A 17,824-nucleotide genomic window follows, 5' to 3' on the forward strand; every position below is an offset into this window, starting at 1 on the left:
GCACGCCCGCGCGAACCCCCCGCTCCGGTTCGGTACCGGGATCGCTCCTTCACCCCCCGTACACCCGACTCCCCCTGGAATGTGGGTTTCCGCGAGCACGCTGCCCGCGTGAGACGCATCCTGGGAATCATCCTGGCCGTCCTGCTCCTCGGCGGCGTGGCCGCCGTCCTCGTGACGGGCGGCGGCAAGGACACGAGCACGGCAACGAAGACCGTGCGAGGAGTCATCGGATCGGAGAAGGCCGAGTTCTTCGCCGATCCTCAGGTGGTGAAGGCCCTCGCGGCCAAGGGCTTCACCGTGAACACCGAGACCTCCGGGTCCTGGGACATGGAGGAACTGCCGCTCGGCGGCTACGACTTCGCCTTCCCGTCCTCCAAGGGACCGGCCGACGAACTGCGCGCCAAGGCACGGGCGGCCGCCGAGGACAAGGCCCTGTCGGCCCCGCTGCGGCCCTTCTACTCGCCGCTCGTCGTCGTCGCGCACAGCACCGCCGCCCGGGTCCTCGCCGGCAACGGCCTGGCGACCCTCGGCCCGCGCGGCACGAGCGGCACCCTGAAGATGGACGCCTATCTCGCGGCGGCCCGCGCCGACCGGACCTGGCAGCAGCTCAAGGGCTCCGCGGGCCACGCCGAGCTGAGCGGCACCCTCTTCATCACCTCGACCGACCCGGTCGCCTCCAGCTCCGGCGCCCTCTACCTGGCCGCCGCGAGCTACGTCGCCGACGGCGGGCGGGTCGCCGGGGACAAGGCGGCCGTCACCCGCACGGCACCACTCATGCGCAAGCTGGTCATGGTGCAGGGCGCCCAGCAGTCCGGCTCGGACGCGCCCTTCCGGGACTTCGTCAGCGGCGTCGGCAACCCGCTCGTCCTCGTGTACGAGTCGCAGGTCGCCGCCCAGCTGCTCGCCGGGCGGCCCATGGGCGACCTCGTCGTCCTCTACCCGGACACCACGGTCAACAGCGACCACACCCTCGTACCGCTCAGCGAGAACGGCCGGGCGCTGGGTGAACTCCTCGCCACCGACCCCGAGTTGCGCAAGCTCGCGGTCCGCCACGGCTTCCGCCCGCAGGGCGCGGCGAGCGAGTTCACCGCCGCGACCCAGGGCCACACCGCCTACCTCAACCAGACGCTCACCGGAGTCCGCCAGGCGCCCGTGCCCACCAGCAAGGTGCTGCACGAGATGGCGCTGCGGGCCCGCGACCAGGGGGACACCGCATGACCACACCCGAGGATCCGAGAAGCACGATGGCCCTGACTCCGCCCGAGCACGACACCCCGCTCGTCCTCACCCCGCCCGAGCCCGTGCCCACCGTCCGCGCCGCGCAGGCCTCGGGACTGGTGCCGCTGGACGAGTCGGTCCGCACGGAGATGAGCCGCCGGGCCGCCGAGTACGTCGGCTCGCTGTCCGGACTCGACCCGCGCTCGCCCGAGTTCGCCGGCCGCGTCGGGGAGATCGCTGAGCTCGGCGCGGGCGAGATGCGCACCGCCACCCAGCAGTCGAACCGGATGCTGGACCGCACGGTCCGTTCGCTCGGCCAGGGCGGCGGCGACGCCCAGGCCCGGGTCGGCTCCTCGCTCGTCGAGCTCCGTCGCACGGTCGAGGACCTGGACCCCCGGGACACCCCGGCCAAGGGTCTCAAGGGCCTCCTCGCGAAGCTGCCCGGCGGCAACAAGCTGCGCGACCACGTCGCCAGGTACGCCTCGTCGGAGGCCACGCTCAACCGGATCGTCGGGGCGCTGCGCAGCGGCCGGGACGAACTGAGCCGCGACAACGCCGCGTTGCTGACCGAGCGGGCCCGGCTGTGGGAGACCATGGGCAAGCTCCAGGAGTACGCGGTGCTCACCGACGCCCTCGACGCGGCGGTGGAGGAGCGCATCGCGCTCACCCCCGACCCGGCGCAGGCGGACACCCTCCGCGCCGACCTCCTCTTCCCGGTCCGGCAGAAGCACCAGGACCTGCTGACCCAGCTCGCCGTCTGCGCCCAGGGGTACCTGGCGATGGACCTGGTCCGCCGGAACAACGACGAGCTGATCAAGGGCGTGGACCGGGCCGCGACGACGACCGTGTCGGCGCTGCGGATCGCGGTGATGCTCGCCTCGGCCCTGGAGAACCAGCGGAAGGTCACCGAGCAGGTGACCGTGCTGCGCTCGACGACCGAGGACATCATCCGGCGCAACGCCGGCATGCTGGAGGACCAGGCCGGACAGATCCAGGTCCTGGCGGCGAACCCGGCGGTGGGCGCGGAGACGCTCCGTACGGCCTTCCAGCAGATCTACCGGACGCTCGACGCCATCGACACGTACAAGGCGCGGGCGACGGAGTCCATGGCGGCCACCGTCGAGTCGCTGTCCGCCGAACTCCAGGAGGCGAGCGCCCACTTGGAGCGCACCCGGCGCACCGGCACCACCGAAGGCGGCCTCGGATGAAGGGCCGCGCCGCCCGCGCCGTCGTCGCCGCCCTGGCGCTCGCCGTCCTCGCCACCGCCTGCTCCGGCGGTGACGGGTCCGACCGCCCCGACGGGCAGGGGACGGAGTTCGTGCCCGGCACCCTCCGGGTCCTCGCCTCCTCCGAGCTGGCCGACATGGAGCCCGTCCTCGACACGGCCCGCCGGTCGACCGGCGTCACCGTCCGCCTCACCTACGCAGGCACGCTGGACGCCGTCGAGCAGATCGCCTCCGGGAAGGCCGACCAGGCGTACGACGCCGTCTGGCTCTCCTCCAACGACTACCTCCGGCTCCGCCCGGACACCGCGAAGAAGATCACCGGCGAGACACCGGTCATGACCTCCCCGGTGGCCCTCGGCGTGCGGCCCGCAGCCGTCTCCCGGCTCGGCTGGGACCCGGCGAAGGTGACCTGGTCGCAGCTGCACCGGGCGGTCGCCGACGGGAAGCTGACGTACGGCATGACGGACCCGAAGCGCTCCAACTCCGGTTTCTCCGCGCTCGTCTCGGTCGCCTCGGGGCTGTCCGGCGCGCAGTCGGCCCTCACCGAGCAGGACGTCAGCGAGGCGACCCCGAAGCTCAAGGAGTTCTTCACGGGCCAGAAGCTGACCTCGGGCTCCTCCGGCTGGCTGGCGACCGCCTACGGCCGCCGCTCCGACGTGGACGCGCTCGTCAACTACGAGTCGGTGCTGCTGTCCTCGTTCCCGGCCGGTGAGCTGACCGTGATCCGGCCGACCGACGGCGTCGTCACCGCCGACTACCCGTTCACCCTCCTCACCTCCGCCCGGCCCGAGGCGAAGGACGCGGCGCGGCGCCTCACCGACTACCTCCGCACCCCGGAGGTCCAGGACCGCATCACCAGGGCGACCCTGCGCCGCCCGGTGGCCGCCGGGGTGACGCCGGCTCCGGGGCTCGCCCGGGACCAGCGCCGCGAGCTGCCGTTCCCGGGCAGCCGGGCCGTCGCCGACGGGCTCCTCGACGCGTACGACAACACCCTGCGCAGGCCCTCCCGCACGGTCTACGTGCTCGACACCTCGGGCTCGATGGGCGGGGAGCGGCTCGACCGGCTGAAGTCGGCGCTCATCGAGCTGACCGGCGACTTCCGGGACCGGGAGGAGGTGACCCTGATGCCCTTCGGCTCCTCGGTGAAGCAGGACGAGGTGCGTACGCACACGGTCGACCCGGCCTCCCCGAAGGCGGCGCTGGACGCGATCCGCGCCGACGCCGGGAGGCTCTCGGCCTCGGGCGGCACGGCCGTCTACTCCAGCCTCCAGGAGGCGTACACGTACCTGGGGAAGACCCCGTCCGACACGTTCACCTCGGTCGTCCTGATGACGGACGGGGAGAACGACGGCGACCCGGCGTCCACCTTCGACACCTTCTACCGCTCGCTCCCGGCCGAGCAGCAGCGCACACCGGTCTTCCCGATCCTCTTCGGGGACTCCGACCGGGCCGAGCTCGACCACATCGCGGGCATCACCGGCGGCAAGCTCTTCGATGCCACCCGGGGTTCGCTCGACGGCGCCTTCGAGGAGATCCGTGGGTACCAGTAGCCGCCTGCTCGGGTTCGTCGAGTCGCGGAAGAACCTCACCGGCAGCGTCTGCGGCCTGGCCGGGGTCGGGATCAGCCTCACCGGCGCGGCGGGCGGACTCTGGCCGCTGGTCGTCGTGGGGCTCTACGCGGCGGGGGCGCTCGTCGCCCCGCCCGAGCGCCCCGACACCCCGCACTTCCCCGACGCGGGCGAGCAACTCGACGCCCTGCGGGACGACTTCGCGACCCTGCGCGCCTATCTGGCCGACGTCGAGCTGCCGCCCGACACCCGGGAGCGGCTCACCGCGTTCGACGCCCTGGTCGAGGCCCTGCTCGAACCGGGCTGGGTGAGCGACCCGGACCACCTCCACGTCCTGGCCCGCGCGGTCCGCCAGGACGTCCCGGAGGCCGTCGACACCTTCGTACGGACCCGGTGGTGGTCGCGGTTCACACCGGGCGCCGAGCCACCGGAGAGCCACCTCGACCGCCAGCTCGCCGCGCTCCACGAGGAGATGACGGCGATCGCCGCCTCCCTCCGCGACGCGGAGGCCATCCGGCAGGAGGTCCACACGCGGTACGTGGAGGAGCGGGGCCAGTGACCGGCCGATTCAGGCCCGGAAGTATGTTCCGGGCATGACACTTTCCCAGCGCACCGCGTCTCGCCGCACGATCCTCACCGCCCTGGCGGCGGCGACGGCGGGAGCACCTCTGGTCGGCCAACTCGCGGGTGCCGCACCGGCGTACGCCACCGGCGAGAACGACACCTACAAGACCAACACGGACCTCTACACGAGCACGGAGCACCCCGTCGTCGAGGGCACCGACTACGGCCGCCGCTACAGACTGCACCCGCAGCAGGACCGGTACCTGTCCAGGACGGAGCCGTTCAAGAAGACGGCGGTCATGGCGATCCACGGCGGCCAGATCGAGCGCGGCACCTCCGAACTCTGTCTGGCCATCGCCGGGTACGACCCCGCGGACGTCGACACGGCGCTGTCCCCCACCACCTACGACTACTGGATGTTCGAGGGCATGCGCTCGGAGAACAACAGCGAACTGCACGTCACGGCGGTGAACTGCGACGACCACGTGGCGAGGGGCCTGGCCGCCACCCACCTCAATGTGCTGAGCCTGCACGGCTGCAAGTACAGCCAGCTGGGCATGCCCGAGACGGCGATCTGGCCTTCGACCGCCGATCCGAAGCTGGTCGTCGTGGGCGGCCTCAACGACATCTTCCGCGAGCGGCTGGTGACGGAGCTGAACCAGGCCGGATTCCCCGCCGTCGACGCCTTCGATCCCGACCACGCCGCGCACCTGAAGGACTTCGCGGGCGGCGCCGCCACCAACATCTGCAACCGGACGGCGCTCGGAGCGGGTGCGCAGCTGGAGATCACCGAGGACATGCGCCGGTCCCTCTTCGGCACGGGGGAGCACGACTTCGACTGGAAGAGCGGCCGGATCGGGAGCTGGAAGAACGCCCGGTTCACCGCCTTCACCGACGCCTGCCGCCGGGCCATCGCCACCGTCGAGGCCGGCCAGACCATCCTGTAGCCGGACATGCGCCGGCCCCCGGAGCCTGAGGGGGCTCCGGGGGCCGGTTGCGTCGTGATGGACCGTCGTGACCCCACTGGTCAGGGCGGTGTTTCGGGGCAGCCCACCACGAGTTCGGAGGGGACTAGCCCAGGCGCTCCACGAGCGCGTGGTACTGGTCCCACAGCTCCTTCGGCGTGTGGTCGCCGAAGGTGTTCAGGTGGTCCGGGACGAGGGCGGCCTCTTCGCGCCACACCTCACGGTCCACCTTGAGGAGGAACTCCAGGTCCTCGGCCGGCAGGTCCAGGCCTTCGGTGTCGAGGGCCTCGGCGGTCGGCAGGACGCCGATCGGGGTCTCGACGCCCTCGGCCTTGCCGTCGAGGCGCTCGACGATCCACTTGAGGACGCGGCTGTTCTCGCCGAAGCCGGGCCAGACGAACTTGCCGGCGTCGTTCTTGCGGAACCAGTTCACGTAGTAGATCTTCGGCAGCTTCGCCTGGTCGGCGTCCGCGCCCACCTTGACCCAGTGGGCCATGTAGTCGCCCATGTTGTAGCCGCAGAACGGCAGCATGGCGAAGGGGTCGCGGCGCAGCTCGCCGACCTTGCCCTCGGCGGCGGCGGTCTTCTCGGAGGCGACGTTCGCACCGAGGAAGACGCCGTGGTTCCAGTCGAAGGACTCGGTGACCAGCGGGACGGCGGAGGCGCGGCGGCCGCCGAAGAGGATCGCGGAGATCGGGACGCCCTTGGTGTCCTCCCACTCGGGGGCGATCGTCGGGCACTGGCCTGCCGGGACGGTGAAGCGGGCGTTGGGGTGGGCGGCCGGGGTCTCGGACTCCGGCGTCCAGTCGTTGCCCTTCCAGTCCGTGAGGTGGGCGGGCGCCTGCTCGGTCATGCCCTCCCACCAGACGTCGCCGTCGTCGGTGAGCGCGACGTTGGTGAAGACGGAGTTGCCCCAGAGGGTCTTCATGGCGTTGGCGTTGGTGTGCTCGCCGGTGCCGGGCGCGACACCGAAGAAGCCGGCCTCGGGGTTGATCGCGTAGAGGCGGCCGTCCTCGCCGAAGCGCATCCAGGCGATGTCGTCGCCGATGGTCTCGACCGTCCAGCCGGAGATCGTGGGCTCCAGCATGGCCAGGTTGGTCTTGCCGCAGGCGGACGGGAAGGCGGCGGCGACGTACTTGGCCTCGCCCTGCGGCGGGGTGAGCTTCAGGATGAGCATGTGCTCGGCGAGCCAGCCCTCGTCCCGTGCCATGACGGAGGCGATGCGGAGCGCGTAGCACTTCTTGCCCAGCAGGGCGTTGCCGCCGTAGCCCGAGCCGTACGACCAGATCTCACGGCTCTCGGGGAAGTGCGAGATGTACTTGGTGGAGTTGCAGGGCCACGGCACGTCCTCCTGGCCCTCCTCCAGGGGAGCGCCGAGGGTGTGGACGGCCTTGACGAAGAAGCCGTCGGTGCCGAGCTCGTCGAGGACGGCCTGTCCCATGCGGGTCATGGTGCGCATGGAGACGGCGACGTACGCGGAGTCGGTGATCTCGACGCCGATGGCGGAGAGCGGGGAGCCGACCGGGCCCATGCAGAAGGGCACGACGTACATGGTGCGGCCGCGCATGGAGCCGCGGAAGATGCCCTTCTCGCCCGCGAAGATCTCCTTCATCTCCGCCGGGGCCTTCCAGTGGTTGGTCGGGCCCGCGTCCTCCTCCTTCTCGGAGCAGATGAAGGTCCGGTCCTCGACGCGCGCGACGTCGGACGGGTCGGAGGCGGCGTAGTACGAGTTCGGGCGCTTGACCGGGTCGAGCTTCTTGAAGGTCCCCTTGGCGACGAGCTCCTCGCACAGGCGCTCGTACTCGGCCTCGGAGCCGTCGCACCAGACGATGTTGTCCGGCTGGGTGATCTCGGCGATCTCGTTCACCCAGGAGACGAGCTCCTGGTGCTGGGTGGGAAGGGGAGCCGCGTTGTCGCGCGCCACGATTGCTCCTTGTTGAGGGGTGTATTCCGCTGTATGCCCCGTGGGGGCTGCGACCCGGATGCGTCGTAGCTGCTCATCCGGTGCCGACCGCACTCATTTGATCATCCGACGGATTCGCCCATATGTCCAGGGGGGTGCACACGTGAGCATCGCCACTCATATCCGGTACCTACGGGTGCGTAGCTAGGATTCGTTCCCATGACTGCAGCCACGCCGGAAGTGACCCCGATCGAGCGCTCCCTGCCGCTCCCGACGAAGCCCCGGCTCAGAGGATGGCTGCACGCGGGCATGTTTCCCGCCGTGATCGTCGCGGGCCTCGTACTCGTCGCGCTCTCCGACTCCCCCCGCGCCCGCATCGCCTGCGGGATCTACGTCCTCACCGCCTGCCTGCTCTTCGGCATCAGCGCGCTCTACCACCGCGGCAACTGGGGCCCGCGCGGCGAGGCCGTGCTCCGGCGCCTCGACCACGCCAACATCTTCCTGATCATCGCGGGCACCTACACCCCGCTCACCCTGCTGCTGCTCCCCGACTCCACCGCGAAGCCGCTCATGTGGGCGGTGTGGGCCGCGGCCGCGGCCGGCATCGCCTTCCGCGTCTTCTGGGTCGGCGCCCCTCGCTGGCTGTACACGCCCTGCTACATCGCGATGGGCTGGGCCGCCGTCTTCTTCCTGCCCGACTTCATGCGCGCCGGCGGCATCGCCGTCCTCGTCCTCGTGATCGTCGGCGGACTCCTCTACAGCGCGGGCGGCGTCATCTACGGCATGAAGCGCCCGAACCCCTCCCCGCGCTGGTTCGGCTTCCACGAGGTCTTCCACTCGCTGACGCTCGCGGCCTTCATCGTCCATTACGTCGGCATCTCCCTGGTGGCGTACCAGCACTCCTGACCTGGGACGATGGGAGTCATGAACGACGACCGTCCCGGCCTGCGCGCCCGCAAGAAGGCGAAGACCCGCGCGGCGATCCGGAAGGCCGCGTACCGGCTCGCCGCCGAGCACGGCTGGGACGCCACCACCACCGAGCGCATCGCCGAGGCCGCCGAGGTCTCCCCCTCCACCGTCGTGCGCTACTTCCCGGTCCGGGAGGACATCCTCCTCACCGACGAGAACGACGACCTCCTCGAAGCCCGGCTGCGCGCCCGACCCGCGGCCGAGGAACCGCTCGAATCGCTGCGGGCGGTCGTCGTCGAAGCGGTCCGCACCGCCCTCGCCGAGGAGCCCGCGGAGACCTGGCTGCGCGCCCGGCTCATGGTGGAGATCCCCGCCGTGCGCGCCCGGCTCGGCGAGACCACCGCCGCGACCGGCCGCCGCCTGGCCCGCGCGATCGCCGACCGCACCGGCCGGGACGCGGACGACCTGGAGGTACGGGTCTTCACGGCGGCGGTCCTCGGCGCCCTGCGCGAGGCGACCGTCCACTGGGCGGAGCACGGCCGCGCGGACGACCTCGTCGCCCTCCTGAACCGCACGGTCGACACCCTCAAGAACGGTCTGACGCCGCCCCCAGCGCACCCCTGACGAGCCGCGCCGACTCCGGATTGTCGGCGCACTCCCACACGCCGTGCGGGCAGTAGTCGGTGACGGTCTGGTAGACGGGCCGGTGCGCCGCGAACCAGTCGAGCATCCCCCGCACGTACGCCGGGTTGTCCCCGTTCCGGAACAGCCCCCACTCGGGGTACGACACGGGCTTGCCGTGCGCCGCCGCGAACCGCACCTGGTGCGCGAGCCCGTACTCCTCCTCCACCTGCTCCTCGAAGGAGAGCCCGGCGGGCTGGTCGTAGGCGTCCATCCCGATGATGTCGACGACGTCGTCGCCCGGATAGCAGAGCGGCCACGCGATCGCGTCGAGACCGCGGCTCGGCGTGAAGTCGAAGCGGAACCGCTGCCCCGGCACCTCCCGCAGCACCCCCACGATCCGCCGCCAGTACGCCTTCCAGGCCGCCGGGTCCGGGCCGCAGCGGTGGCCGTACGTGGTGCCGTTCATCTCCCAGCCGAGCACCAGGACCGCGTCGCCGAGCCCGTGCTCCACGAGCCCTTCCCCCAGGGTCCTGAAGTGCCCGTCGTACGCGCCGCCCGCGCCCCGCCGCAGCCCCGCCCGCACCTCGGCGTCCGGGAGCCCGGCCTCGTTGCGGTCGAGCAGCGGCACGTTCAGCACGAAGAGACGGCCCGGCCGCTCCGCCTTCCAGCGCGCCCAGGGCCCGAACAGCGCCGGATGGCCCTCGATGTTGGACCAGCGGTCGCCCGGCAGATACGTGTGACCGACCGTCAGGGAGTCCCCGCCGAGCCAGTCCTGCACCTGCGCGATCCGCCGCACGCCCGCCTCGTCGGAGCCGGTGAAGAACCCCGAGGGCACCCCTGTCAGCGGCTCGGGCACGGCCCGCTCCCCGGTGTGCCGGCCGCCGGGCGCGATCCGTTCGGGCACGAGGACGAGCACGGCGACGGCCGCGAGCAGCACGGTCAGTGCGGCCCGCGGCCAGGTGAACCGGGAGAGCCTGGAGGGATCGTGGCCCACGTCAGCTCGTCCAGAAGTCCCACCAGCGGGTCAGGATCAGCATCCCGATGATCCCGATGTGCAGGACGGGCAGGGCGAAGGTGAACTCGCCGAGGAAGGTCCGCAGCCCGGCCGGGGCGGGCAGGATCCGCTCCCGGACGTTGTGCGCGGTGACGTACCAGAACATGACGATGGTCGCGACCCAGGCGAGGCAGCACCACAGACAGAGCGAGTTGATCTCGTACAGCGACTGGTACATCAGCCAGGTGCAGAACCCGACCCCGAAGAGCATCCCGGCGTTCAGGCCGAGCCAGAACCAGCCCCGGTAGCGGGCCCCGGCGAGCAGCCCGGCACCGACGGCGGCGACGACGGCGTACGTGACGAGCCCGAGCATCGGGTTCGGGAAGCCGAACACCGCCGCCTGCTCGCTCTTCATGATGTTGCCGCAGGACACGACCGGGTTCAGGCTGCACCCGGGCTGGAAGCCGGGGTCCTCCAGGAGCAGGAACTTGTCGATCGTGATCACCCAGCCGGCGAGGACGCCCGCCGCCCCGGTGACGAACAGCAGCCAGGCGAGGGAGCGGCCCGCGCCGACCGGCGCGCCGGTCTCCCGCGCGACCTCGTCCTGCCGCTGTCCCGGCACCCCGCCCCGTACGTTCGCCGTCGCCATGACGCGGTCCCTTCCCGCTCAGCCCTGGATGCGGCGGACCGGCAGCAGGACGTGGGCGCTGTCGGCGAGCATCTCCTCGTCCGAGACGAAGGCCCGCAGCCGCGCCTCGTCGACGGGCTGTCCGGGGACGCCCTCGGACCAGGGCCGGACGGAGCAGATGAAGTAGACCTTGCCCTGCTCGCGCGCCGCCGCCTGCCACTCGTCCGGCACCGGGCACTGCACCTTCAGGAAGGGCAGCGTGAGCACGGCGGAGCCGGCCTCGACGAGCAGCGAGGCGTTGATCCCCGCGTCCTTCTCCAGGTCGAAGAGGCGGTCGCCGACCGAGAGGCCCATCGTGTCCAGGGCCGCGCGCATCGCCTGCTGACCGGCCTCCGGCCCGTCGCGGCCGTCGCCGAGCGAATACGCCATCAGAAAGGGCGTCCCCGCCGAGTCGGCGGAGGGCTCGCTGGACCACGGGATCACCGTGAGAGTTCCCAGCGGAGAGGCGCTGCGCGCCGAGGAAACGACGTTGGAAGTGGTCATGGAACCGGATGCTAGTGCGCCAACCACCCTTTCCCCGTGCCGAATTCACTCGAACGGCCGACATTCACGCCGCTGGCATTTCCGCCGCAACGAACACGGGTTTTCATCGTTGTGCCCTGAGGGCATAAGCCGACCACCAGGAGATCACTGATGATCGTCCCGCGCCGCGTCGCACTGCGGTCCCTGTTCGCCCTGGCCGTCACCGCCTTCACCGGCGGTGCGCTCGGCCGTGTCGCGAGCCGCACGGACCGACCGGAACCGGGGGGTGCGAGCGATCCACACGCCTTCGACGAGATGTACCGGGGCCGCCGGCTGCTCGGCTTCTCCGGCCCCGACGGCGCACCGACGGCCCTCGTCGACGGCCGGCCGCTGCATCTGATGCGCTGCGCCGACGGCGGCTGGGTCAGCCCCATCGATCACTACGAGTCCTGTCCGACGCCCCTGGAGGCCACCCGTGCGGCCGTGGACGAGCTGGGCACGGCCCGGCTCTCCCCGCTCGCCGCGGCCCACGGCGTCCCCACCGACCCGACGGGAGGGAGCCCGCGTGGTGTACACGCGTAAGAACCAGCGCGATCTGACCGCCGCCGAGCGCCGTGCGTTCGTCGCCGCCGTACTGGAGCTGAAGCGCACCGGCGCCTACGACCGCTTCGTCCGGACCCACATCGACCACTACACGGCCGACGGCGAGGGCCGGCTGCGCATCGCCCACATGACGCCGAGCTTCCTGCCCTGGCACCGGAAGTTCCTGCTGGAGTTCGAGACGGCCCTGCGCCGGATCGACCCGAAGGTCTCCGTCCCGTACTGGGACTGGACCCGGGACAACTCCCCGGCCTCGTCGATCTGGCGCGAGGACTTCATGGGCGGCAACGGCCGCAGGGCCGACCTCCAGGTGATGACCGGCCCCTTCGCGCACGCCACCGGACGGTGGACGATCACCCAGTCGATGACCGACGGCCGCTTCCTGACCAGGGACTTCGGCCGCCCCCGTGACCCGATCACGCTCCCCACCCCGGCGCAGCTCGACGCCGTGACGCGCGAGCGGGTGTACGACGCGGCTCCCTGGAACTCGACGAGCGCCACCGGCTTCCGCAACGCCCTGGAGGGCTGGGCACCGGGCCGGGGCAACGAAAGGTTCCGGATCCACAACCGGGTGCACCGCTGGGTGGGCGGCCTGATGCTCGGCGGCGGCTCCGTGAACGACCCGGTGTTCTGGCTGCACCACTCCTTCGTCGACCTGGTCTGGTCGCGCTGGCAGCAGCGCAACCCCGGGGCCGCCTATCTGCCGGCGGAGCCGCCGCCGCTGGGCGACGCGCAGTACCGCAAGGTCGCGGCCCGGCACGAGCCGATGGCGCCCTGGGGCGTGACGCCCCAGTCGATGTTCGACCACAGCCGGATCTACCGGTACGCCTGAGCCCGCACACGGATGTCCCCCCGGCCGTCGGCCGGGGGGACATCCGCGGGAGCGGGGTGGGATCAGCCGCCGTAGCCGCCGTCGCCGTGCCCGTGGCCGTCGGCGTTGATGCAGGTGTTGCCGAACGCCGGGTTCAGCAGGCCGATGACGTTGACGGTGTTGCCGCAGAGGTTGACCGGGACGTGGACCGGGACCTGGACGACGTTGCCGGAGGCGACACCGGGCGAGTGGGCGGCGACGGCCTCGGCGCCCGAGTCGGCGACGGCCAGGCCGGCTCCGCTGAGGGCAACGGCACCCGTGCCGGCGAGAACAGCGGCAGCCTTCGCGATGCGAGACATCAAGAACTCCTTGGACGTGGAAAGCGACCGCAGGAATCACGGCCGTCACTCCCGTTCAACGCCGATCTCCGCGAGGGGTCACGGGCTTTGGGCTGAACGGGAAGAAGGAAGAACGAAGAAATGGCCCGCGAATCGAACACCGTCCGCCGCCGGATACGACGGGACGTGTTCGGCCCGCGGGCCGCGGCCATGCGACAAGCCTTCTGTTGCAACGACCGGGAGCCCTTGGGGTGGCGGGGAAGAATCGTGTCTTCACCCGCCCGGTCAATGGTCGTACGAACGCGCGAGGAATACGCCGGGGGTCCGGTCGCGTCAGTCCGCTTCCGGCGCCAGACCCAGCTGGGGGTCGAGTGCGCCGCTCAGCACCGGGGTGAGGAGGCCGACCTGAGGCTTCGTGAGGTCCGGCAGTCCGGCCAGCCCGTTGCCGTGCGGGGCCTCCACCGGGTTGCCGACGACGGCACCGGGGGTGGCGGCCTCCATCTCCGAGTGGGGGCTGCTGAACAGCGCCCGGCCGGGCTCGCTGCCCTTGAGGACCTGGGGCAGCGGCGCGTCGACGACGGTCTCCGGCAGGGTGCCGGTGAGCGGGACGCTGGGCAGGGCCACGTCCGGGAGCGAGCCGAGGCCCTTCTGGAAGCCGGTGGGCGCGCCGGGCATCGGAACGGGAACGCCGGTCGCCACGGTCGGCGCGTCCATCGGCAGGACCGGCTCCAGGCCCTGGAGCGGGACGATCACCGGCGCCTCGACGGCGGCGGCGGGGGAGGCCAGGGCGGCGGAGGCGAGTGCGGTCATGAGGAGTCCCATGCCCGCGTGAGAACGCAGAGTCATGTGAGGAGAACGAGTCCCTCGGCCGAAACGTCGCGGGGCTAACCCATGTGCAGCAACGCGTGGGGCCCTCACCGGTGAAGGCGAGGGCCCGTGTTGACGCGGTTCCGGCACGCGGGGATCAGTGCCGGCGGGCGACGCGTCCGCCGCGGAGGTACACGACGGCGCCTCCGACGATCAGGGCGGCGCTGATCGCGGCCGCGCCCATGAGGGCGGCCTCGCTACCGGTGTCGGGAAGCTGCGGGTGCCCGGGGTGCCCCGGGTGCCCGGGCTGCGACGGCGAGCCCGAGGGCCCCTCGCACCCCTCGTCGCCGTAGCCGTTCTCCTCACAGTCCCCGGGCCCGCCGGGGTGGCCGGGGTGCGTGGTGTGCGGGGGCGGCGTGGTGTGCGGCGGCGTCGTGTGAGGCGGGGTGGTGTGCGGGGGCGGGGTGGTGTGGGGAGGCGTCGTGTGAGGGGGCGGGGTGGTGTGCGGCGGCGTGGTGTGCGGGGGCGGGGTGGTGTGCGGCGGCGTCGTGTGAGGCGGCGGCGTGGTGTGGGGAGGCGTCGTGTGAGGCGGCGGCGTGGTGTGCGGCGGCGTCGTGTGGGGAGGCGGCGTCGAATGGGGCGGGTGTGTCGTGGGGTGCGTGGGATGGGGCGCGGTGTGCGTGGGGTGCGGCGCGGTGTGCGTCGGGTGGGGCGTCGGGGGATGGGTCGGCCCGCCCGGCTCCTCGCCGTAGCCGCCGGATTCCTCCGCGGGCCCGCAGAGGTCGCCGACGGCGTCCGCGACGGCACCGCCGAGCTCCATGGTCTTGTCGCAGACGTCCGGGGGCAGGGGGGCCCGGACATGGCCGGCCGCGCCGGAACCGGGTCCGTCGCCGGCACCGGGGTGCGCGTTGGCGGCCAGGGCGAGACCGCCGCTCAGCGACAGGATGCCGGTCGCAGCCGCCGCGGTGAGTACTTTCCTGCTGATGATGGACCGCATACCGCTCTTCCTCTGAGAAAGGGAGAGACCGGCGAGGATCCCCCCTCGCTCCGACCGGCCTGATCCGCACCGACGTTCACGTGGGATCGGCCAGAGGGTATGGGTCGGCGCCCGGCGTTTCACCGGGGCCACACGGCAGCTGATCAGAAAATCATTCGATCAGCCGACCGTGAGGAACAGCGGCGCGCGGGGCCGCCGTAAGTGCCCGTGAGGAAAGGTCTACTGAGGCGGTGTCAGCCGCCGAGGCCGCCGGGGACCGGGAGGCCGCCGAGCAGCGGGGCGCCCTTGGTGGCGGTGTTGAGCTGGTCGGCCGCCTTCGTGACGGTCTGGACCGGGGAGCCGTCCGTGGTGCTGCTCAGCATGTCGCTCTTCAGCCCGTTGGCGGCGATCGCTTCGAGTCCACCGTTCAGGCTGGTGGGGGTCATCGCCTCGGAGGCCATGGCGGGCGCGGCGGCACCCAGGGCCATCAGAGAACCGGCGACGACCGCGGCGACCTTGGTGGGCTTCATGGAGTGAATCCTTCCTCTGTGCTTTCAAGTCACGTTCTGTACAGGGCTCTTGGCCGAATCCTGTACATCGTTCTGCTTCTGTAACGAGGAGTGAGCGCCCCGGAAACTCCGGGAGGAAGGATTTCTCGGTACTGCACCCGATCGATGCGGGCCGGTGCTATTTGCCGATCGCACACGCCCGCACCGGCCCGGGGGACGCCGGGCCGGTGCGGGAGCGCGGGCCACTACCGGACGGGCGGCGTCACCGGCAGGTCCGGCGCGGCGACGGGGAGGCCGGGCACGGCGACCGGAAGGTCCGGCACGGCAGCCGGGAGGCCGGGCACGGCAGCCGGAAGGTCGGGCACGGCGGCCGGGAGGTCGGCGGGGAGTGCGGGCACGGCGGCCGGGAGGGCCGGGAGCGCGGGGAGTCCGCCGAGCACGGTGGAGAGGAGACCGCCGACCAGTGAGGTCAGCGTGGAGGTGACCTGCGGTACGACGCCGGAGGTGACGGAGGCGAGCAGGGCGGCGACCGCCTGCTGGACGCTCGCGAGGGCGTCGTCCACCCCGTCCGCGGGCGCGGAGGCGGCGCGGTCGGCCGCGGTGGACGGATGGAGTTCGCCGGCGAGGGCGGGAGCCGCCGTGCCGAGGGTGAGGGCGGCGGATATCGCCAGGACGGTGAGACGGCGTGTGACCAGGGGACGCATATGTGTTCCTTTTCCTTATGCGTCGGACAACTGCCCTCTCACGGTGCCTGCGGGTATAGCCCTCCGCAACCGCAGAACTACGGAGCGCCACGGCCTCCGTTCGGGTGAATCCCGTGCCGCGACCTGCCCCTCCGAGGGGCGTACGCCGTTGCACCGGACGGCGCACCCGGGTGCGGCCGAACGAGTAACGAACCAGTGGCGGCAAGGGAAAAGCCGGTGCGCCCACCCCGTGGGGTGGGCGCACCGGCTTCGGAAGGACCGATCGGACGTGCGTGATCAGGCGTTGACGCAGGTGTTGCCGAAGGCCGGGTTCAGCGCGCCGATGACGCTCACGGTGTTGCCGCAGAGGTTGACCGGGATGTGCACCGGGACCTGGACGACGTTGCCGGAGATGACACCGGGGGACTTCACGGCCGCGGCCTCGGCACCGGCGTCGGCAGCGGCGACACCGGCGGCCCCGGCGACGGTGGCGGCGGCACCCACGGTGAGGACAACGGCCTTGGCGATACGGGACATGGGGAGGTGCTCCTCGATCGAATTCATCCAACTCGGACTGCGCGGACTGTTCGGCCCGGCTCCCTCAACAACGCCCCGGGTTTTCATCGGTTGCTCTCCCGAACGGGTGACGTTCAACCGATCTTTGGGCCATAGGAGGGCCATTGGAGGGACTGGGCGTGGAATGGCGCAACACGCTCAACGAGGAACCGGGCCCCCGGATACGGGAGTTAGCGTTTCCGGGCATCTAATGCTTACTATCGCCCCGCATCGGGGTTATAACGTTCCCGAACGTTGCTTCCGGGCCCGCCGCGCGTTCACCCATTTCGTGCGGACGACACCTTCTTCTCCCCCGGCCTACTCGGGTCTTCCCTCCCTTCTCTCATCAAAGCGGAGAACCTGTATGCGGAATTCAGCGCTTCTTGCCGTGCGCCGCAGCGTGTTGTGCGCCTTGTCGTGTGCGGCCCTGTCCGCCGCGCTGCCCGGCGCCTCCGCAGCCGCGCCCCGGCCCCGGGAGGCGACCCGAGTCCCCTTCGCGGCGCGCCACCAGGCCGTGCAGCACGGGGGGATCGTGCGCGCCGCCAACACCTCGGCGAAGGGCGCGAAGGGAACCGAGGCGGTCAACGACGGCGCCTCGATCGCGTACGTCGACGTGGACAGCGACCCGAACACGTACAACTCCAGCCGCGCCGAGCTGGCGGTGCCGAAGGGCTCCCGGGTCACCTGGGCCCGTCTCTACTGGGGCGGGAACCTGCGGGTGGGCGAGCAGAAGCCGCCGAAGGACAACGGGCGCGTCCTGATCGCCGAGCCGGGCGGAGCGTACAAGGCGCTGCTCGCCGACTCCGTGATCGGCCACCGCACGGCCGACGGCGCCGACGCCTTCCAGGCCTCCGCCGACGTCACCGAGCTGGTCCGCCGGTCGAGGCCCGGCCTGTGGACCGTCGCCCAGGTCAATGTGGCCATGGGGCGTTCCGCGGTGGGCGGATGGGGCGGCTGGACGCTCGTCGCCGCGTACGAGAAGGCCTCGGAACCGCTGCGCAGGATCAGCGTCTGGGACGGTTTCGAAACGGTCGGTCCCCGTGCCGGCGAGCTGCGCGTCCCGGTCGACGGAAACCGTTTTCCCAAGGGCGTCTCCGGCCGTCTCGGGCTGATCGCCTATGACGGCGACCGCGGCACGTCCGGGGATTACCTGACCGTGGAAACGAGCCGTTCGCGGAGCACCCGTCTCTCCGATTCCGCCAATTCCGCGGACGACGTGCTGAACTCCAGCATCACCGAATTCGGCGCCGGTGTGACCGTACGCCGTCCCGATGGTACGAACACCCTCGGATACGACTCCGACGTGTTCGACCTCCGGGACGCCCTGCGCGCGGGGGGCGACCGGGTGCGCGTCCGGGTCGGCAGCCGGAAGGACACCGTCTGGCTCGGCGCGGTGTACCTCCAGGCCGACGTCCGGCGCTGAC

The 17,824-nt window shown here is 71.6% G+C and carries 20 protein-coding genes; 10 read left to right on the forward strand and 10 right to left on the reverse strand.

What is annotated here, in order from left to right:
- Nucleotides 1-81: 81 nt before the first annotated feature.
- Genes ABTY59_RS01125 through ABTY59_RS01145 form a run of 5 tightly spaced genes read left to right on the forward strand, consistent with a single transcriptional unit; the run spans nucleotide 82 to nucleotide 5,523 of the window.
- Nucleotides 82-1,218, forward strand: coding sequence for a hypothetical protein (locus ABTY59_RS01125; protein WP_352016806.1), 1,137 nt, complete (start codon nucleotides 82-84; stop codon nucleotides 1,216-1,218).
- Nucleotides 1,215-2,426 carry a toxic anion resistance protein gene (locus ABTY59_RS01130; RefSeq protein WP_352016807.1) on the forward strand — a complete coding sequence of 404 codons (1,212 nt, stop codon included), beginning with the start codon at nucleotides 1,215-1,217 and terminating at the stop codon, nucleotides 2,424-2,426. Before ABTY59_RS01125 ends, ABTY59_RS01130 begins: the two co-directional genes overlap by 4 nt.
- Entirely contained in the window at nucleotides 2,423-3,994 is a 1,572-nt protein-coding gene (locus ABTY59_RS01135) for a substrate-binding and vWA domain-containing protein (protein ID WP_352016808.1), read from the forward strand. The genes ABTY59_RS01130 and ABTY59_RS01135 overlap by 4 nt, the downstream gene beginning before the upstream one ends.
- The gene (locus ABTY59_RS01140) at nucleotides 3,981-4,571 is read left to right on the forward strand and encodes a hypothetical protein (RefSeq protein ID WP_352016809.1); all 591 of its coding nucleotides are present in this window, start codon (nucleotides 3,981-3,983) and stop codon (nucleotides 4,569-4,571) included. The genes ABTY59_RS01135 and ABTY59_RS01140 overlap by 14 nt, the downstream gene beginning before the upstream one ends.
- A gap of 34 nt (nucleotides 4,572-4,605) precedes the next feature.
- Entirely contained in the window at nucleotides 4,606-5,523 is a 918-nt protein-coding gene (locus tag ABTY59_RS01145; RefSeq protein WP_352016810.1) for a poly-gamma-glutamate hydrolase family protein, read from the forward strand.
- A 124-nt stretch (nucleotides 5,524-5,647) separates the two neighbouring features.
- Here ABTY59_RS01145 and ABTY59_RS01150 read toward each other — a convergent pair whose 3' ends face one another.
- Nucleotides 5,648-7,465, reverse strand: coding sequence for a phosphoenolpyruvate carboxykinase (GTP) (locus tag ABTY59_RS01150; protein WP_352016811.1), 1,818 nt, complete (start codon nucleotides 7,463-7,465; stop codon nucleotides 5,648-5,650).
- A 198-nt stretch (nucleotides 7,466-7,663) separates the two neighbouring features.
- Between ABTY59_RS01150 and trhA the strand changes: the two genes are divergently transcribed.
- Both trhA and ABTY59_RS01160 read left to right on the forward strand, forming a co-directional pair.
- Nucleotides 7,664-8,350, forward strand: coding sequence for a PAQR family membrane homeostasis protein TrhA (gene trhA, locus ABTY59_RS01155; RefSeq protein ID WP_352016812.1), 687 nt, complete (start codon nucleotides 7,664-7,666; stop codon nucleotides 8,348-8,350).
- An 18-nt stretch (nucleotides 8,351-8,368) separates the two neighbouring features.
- Entirely contained in the window at nucleotides 8,369-8,977 is a 609-nt protein-coding gene (locus ABTY59_RS01160; protein ID WP_352016813.1) for a TetR/AcrR family transcriptional regulator, read from the forward strand.
- On the opposite strand, the gene ABTY59_RS01165 is transcribed toward ABTY59_RS01160, so the two are convergent.
- The 3 genes from ABTY59_RS01165 to ABTY59_RS01175 are packed head-to-tail and all read right to left on the reverse strand — an operon-like array spanning nucleotide 8,940 to nucleotide 11,142.
- Nucleotides 8,940-9,971 (reverse strand): glycoside hydrolase family 26 protein, encoded by a 1,032-nt coding sequence (locus ABTY59_RS01165; RefSeq protein ID WP_352016814.1) that lies wholly within the window; start codon nucleotides 9,969-9,971, stop codon nucleotides 8,940-8,942. The two genes, ABTY59_RS01160 and ABTY59_RS01165, sit on opposite strands and share 38 nt — an antisense overlap.
- 1 nt (nucleotide 9,972) lies before the next feature.
- Nucleotides 9,973-10,620, reverse strand: a complete 648-nt coding sequence (locus ABTY59_RS01170; RefSeq protein ID WP_352016815.1) for a vitamin K epoxide reductase family protein — start codon at nucleotides 10,618-10,620, stop codon at nucleotides 9,973-9,975.
- 18 nt (nucleotides 10,621-10,638) lie between these two features.
- A complete protein-coding gene (locus ABTY59_RS01175) occupies nucleotides 10,639-11,142 on the reverse strand; it encodes a DUF5949 family protein (protein ID WP_352016816.1) in 504 nt (167 codons plus the stop codon).
- A gap of 150 nt (nucleotides 11,143-11,292) precedes the next feature.
- On the opposite strand from ABTY59_RS01175, the gene ABTY59_RS01180 reads away from it, so the two are divergent.
- Entirely contained in the window at nucleotides 11,293-11,703 is a 411-nt protein-coding gene (locus ABTY59_RS01180; protein ID WP_352016817.1) for a tyrosinase family oxidase copper chaperone, read from the forward strand.
- Entirely contained in the window at nucleotides 11,687-12,553 is an 867-nt protein-coding gene (locus tag ABTY59_RS01185) for a tyrosinase family protein (RefSeq protein WP_352016818.1), read from the forward strand. The genes ABTY59_RS01180 and ABTY59_RS01185 overlap by 17 nt, the downstream gene beginning before the upstream one ends.
- 62 nt (nucleotides 12,554-12,615) lie before the next feature.
- On the opposite strand, the gene ABTY59_RS01190 is transcribed toward ABTY59_RS01185, so the two are convergent.
- From ABTY59_RS01190 to ABTY59_RS01215, 6 genes are all read right to left on the reverse strand, one after another.
- The gene (locus tag ABTY59_RS01190; protein WP_150266565.1) at nucleotides 12,616-12,891 is read right to left on the reverse strand and encodes a chaplin; all 276 of its coding nucleotides are present in this window, start codon (nucleotides 12,889-12,891) and stop codon (nucleotides 12,616-12,618) included.
- Nucleotides 12,892-13,203: 312 nt separating this feature from the next.
- The gene (locus tag ABTY59_RS01195) at nucleotides 13,204-13,716 is read right to left on the reverse strand and encodes a hypothetical protein (RefSeq protein WP_352016819.1); all 513 of its coding nucleotides are present in this window, start codon (nucleotides 13,714-13,716) and stop codon (nucleotides 13,204-13,206) included.
- Between the two features lie 118 nt (nucleotides 13,717-13,834).
- The gene (locus tag ABTY59_RS01200) at nucleotides 13,835-14,674 is read right to left on the reverse strand and encodes a hypothetical protein (RefSeq protein WP_352016820.1); all 840 of its coding nucleotides are present in this window, start codon (nucleotides 14,672-14,674) and stop codon (nucleotides 13,835-13,837) included.
- A 233-nt stretch (nucleotides 14,675-14,907) separates the two neighbouring features.
- Nucleotides 14,908-15,183 carry a hypothetical protein gene (locus tag ABTY59_RS01205; protein WP_352016821.1) on the reverse strand — a complete coding sequence of 92 codons (276 nt, stop codon included), beginning with the start codon at nucleotides 15,181-15,183 and terminating at the stop codon, nucleotides 14,908-14,910.
- A 224-nt stretch (nucleotides 15,184-15,407) separates the two neighbouring features.
- Nucleotides 15,408-15,866 carry a hypothetical protein gene (locus ABTY59_RS01210; protein ID WP_352016822.1) on the reverse strand — a complete coding sequence of 153 codons (459 nt, stop codon included), beginning with the start codon at nucleotides 15,864-15,866 and terminating at the stop codon, nucleotides 15,408-15,410.
- Between the two features lie 276 nt (nucleotides 15,867-16,142).
- Nucleotides 16,143-16,382, reverse strand: a complete 240-nt coding sequence (locus ABTY59_RS01215) for a chaplin (protein WP_352016823.1) — start codon at nucleotides 16,380-16,382, stop codon at nucleotides 16,143-16,145.
- Nucleotides 16,383-16,764: 382 nt separating this feature from the next.
- Here ABTY59_RS01215 and ABTY59_RS01220 point away from each other — a divergent pair, with 382 nt between their 5' ends.
- On the forward strand, nucleotides 16,765-17,823 hold the full coding sequence (locus tag ABTY59_RS01220; RefSeq protein ID WP_352016824.1) for a DUF3344 domain-containing protein: 1,059 nt from the start codon (nucleotides 16,765-16,767) through the stop codon (nucleotides 17,821-17,823).
- Nucleotide 17,824: the final 1 nt, after the last annotated feature.

It is taken from the genome of Streptomyces sp. NPDC096079 (assembly GCF_040303145.1).
GTDB lineage: Bacteria > Actinomycetota > Actinomycetes > Streptomycetales > Streptomycetaceae > Streptomyces.

What these genes read in the sequence shown, in the direction of transcription:
- ABTY59_RS01130 (WP_352016807.1), top strand. Translation starts at nt 1,215, where the DNA reads ATGACCACACCCGAGGATCCGAGAAGCACGATGGCCCTGACTCCGCCC.
- ABTY59_RS01135 (WP_352016808.1), top strand. Translation starts at nt 2,423, where the DNA reads ATGAAGGGCCGCGCCGCCCGCGCCGTCGTCGCCGCCCTGGCGCTCGCC.
- ABTY59_RS01145 (WP_352016810.1), top strand. Translation starts at nt 4,606, where the DNA reads ATGACACTTTCCCAGCGCACCGCGTCTCGCCGCACGATCCTCACCGCC.
- trhA (WP_352016812.1), top strand. Translation starts at nt 7,664, where the DNA reads ATGACTGCAGCCACGCCGGAAGTGACCCCGATCGAGCGCTCCCTGCCG.
- ABTY59_RS01160 (WP_352016813.1), top strand. Translation starts at nt 8,369, where the DNA reads ATGAACGACGACCGTCCCGGCCTGCGCGCCCGCAAGAAGGCGAAGACC.
- ABTY59_RS01170 (WP_352016815.1), bottom strand. Translation starts at nt 10,620, where the DNA reads ATGGCGACGGCGAACGTACGGGGCGGGGTGCCGGGACAGCGGCAGGAC.
- ABTY59_RS01175 (WP_352016816.1), bottom strand. Translation starts at nt 11,142, where the DNA reads ATGACCACTTCCAACGTCGTTTCCTCGGCGCGCAGCGCCTCTCCGCTG.
- ABTY59_RS01180 (WP_352016817.1), top strand. Translation starts at nt 11,293, where the DNA reads ATGATCGTCCCGCGCCGCGTCGCACTGCGGTCCCTGTTCGCCCTGGCC.
- ABTY59_RS01190 (WP_150266565.1), bottom strand. Translation starts at nt 12,891, where the DNA reads ATGTCTCGCATCGCGAAGGCTGCCGCTGTTCTCGCCGGCACGGGTGCC.
- ABTY59_RS01195 (WP_352016819.1), bottom strand. Translation starts at nt 13,716, where the DNA reads ATGACTCTGCGTTCTCACGCGGGCATGGGACTCCTCATGACCGCACTC.
- ABTY59_RS01200 (WP_352016820.1), bottom strand. Translation starts at nt 14,674, where the DNA reads ATGCGGTCCATCATCAGCAGGAAAGTACTCACCGCGGCGGCTGCGACC.
- ABTY59_RS01205 (WP_352016821.1), bottom strand. Translation starts at nt 15,183, where the DNA reads ATGAAGCCCACCAAGGTCGCCGCGGTCGTCGCCGGTTCTCTGATGGCC.
- ABTY59_RS01210 (WP_352016822.1), bottom strand. Translation starts at nt 15,866, where the DNA reads ATGCGTCCCCTGGTCACACGCCGTCTCACCGTCCTGGCGATATCCGCC.
- ABTY59_RS01215 (WP_352016823.1), bottom strand. Translation starts at nt 16,382, where the DNA reads ATGTCCCGTATCGCCAAGGCCGTTGTCCTCACCGTGGGTGCCGCCGCC.
- ABTY59_RS01220 (WP_352016824.1), top strand. Translation starts at nt 16,765, where the DNA reads ATGCGGAATTCAGCGCTTCTTGCCGTGCGCCGCAGCGTGTTGTGCGCC.